The sequence below is a fragment of the Streptococcus sinensis genome (genome assembly GCF_000767835.1).
In the GTDB taxonomy this organism is placed as follows: Bacteria; Bacillota; Bacilli; order Lactobacillales; family Streptococcaceae; genus Streptococcus; species Streptococcus sinensis.
On the sequence record NZ_JPEN01000008.1, the window covers coordinates 1 to 1,455 of the forward strand.

1 protein-coding gene is annotated in these 1,455 nt (G+C 37.4%); it reads right to left on the minus strand.

Annotated features, from left to right (window positions below; translation table 11 throughout):
- Positions 1 to 701: 701 nt before the first annotated feature.
- Complete coding sequence (locus SSIN_RS00175; RefSeq protein ID WP_037614408.1) at positions 702 to 1,385, minus strand: B3/B4 domain-containing protein; 684 nt, start codon at positions 1,383 to 1,385, stop codon at positions 702 to 704.
- Positions 1,386 to 1,455 lie beyond the last annotated feature (70 nt).

Below are 1,455 nucleotides of genomic sequence, written 5' to 3' on the forward strand. Positions count from 1 at the left end.
ATCACCTCAACTAATTCTTGTCAACACTTTTTTTGAACTTTTTTTGCTTTTTTGTAACTTTTTGAAGAAGTGAAATATACAAAACTTATCTAACCCTGGACAGAGCTAGAGAATGACGGTGTTGCTGAATAAAAAAAGAAAAAAGAAAATCCAATTGTTATATAGCTTCGTTAATAGAAAAAATACCACTTAGCTTTAATAAATAAGATAAAGTGAGACTTAAGTCTCTAACATGTATGACAGCGAAAGTTTATCAGTGATAATTCCACTTCATCTACTACATACCAGATTTGCAAGCAGAAATCGAGAAGATTTCTATCTCATCAGTGATAATTTATCTCAGCAAAATATCATTTAGTGAGCTAACACAAGGAAATACTAGACTAGCTCTCTCATGCCGAAAATGCGAAACGAATAGTTTCACACAACAAGTCAGCCGATGAAATCTTGACTTTTCTATTCAGATCTATTCAGAAAAGAGTTGGCAACTGCATTTGGAATGTAAGAGAGTAAATACCATAAAGTTCTGCAGTCGCCGCGTCTAGTCAAAAAGCATAGCGAAAACAATGGCTGAGTTTTGAAGATGGACAGAACAAAATATGAAGAAAACTATGCTTGTTTTTTATAGCATTGCAATTTCAGAGCGATACTAAGCAAAACGATTTTGCAGAGCAACTGTACCGATTCTCAGCTAATTCGCTCTAATTTTCCTCTGCATGGATTACATATTTCTCAAATTTTAGATTTGGCATAGCTTCTGCCAAATCGTGGGCAATCCGGTCTAGGGCTTCTAAACGCATATCAACAGATGTGTGAGCATTACCCTGAATGATAAAAATCGCATTCTTTGTATTATCATCAAATTTATAGTTCTCACTGTCACGAACATCCAACCAAGCTAGAATTCCTTTTTCGTCTCGATAAACGTAATCCGTCGGGGAAACATGTTTCTCCTTGGATAAAATAGGCAAGAAAACATCCTCTTTTTGACTGACTGTAAACTCAATCTGATTTCCAATTTTATCAAGATCGTGCCCACCGATGGCCAGCAGAGAATGCAGTGCTTCTACATTATAAACATCAATAATACTGTTAATTCGAGGAATTGAGCCGCGATGCTGAATATTGCGAATTAAGGCTGGCACAGTGGGCGGATTTTTCTTGACACTGCGGCCGACAGCCTGCAGTAAATTCCTATACCCCTGAATAGTCGGACGGTCGGACACCTCAGCAAGATCACAATTCAAAGCCCATGCTTCTGCTTCTTTCTGCCTCTTCAAAAAAGCCTCAGAGAGAGGAGCATGTGGATCTACATGTTTGGCAATCCCAATCACCACGCTTGTAATTCCAAGTTCCGCTAAGCTTTTATCAATGACAAATTTCATAACAAGTCACCTTATATTTATATTAGCGGGTAGCTTCCGCCAGTATAAACCCTTTCTTAATTATTTTATA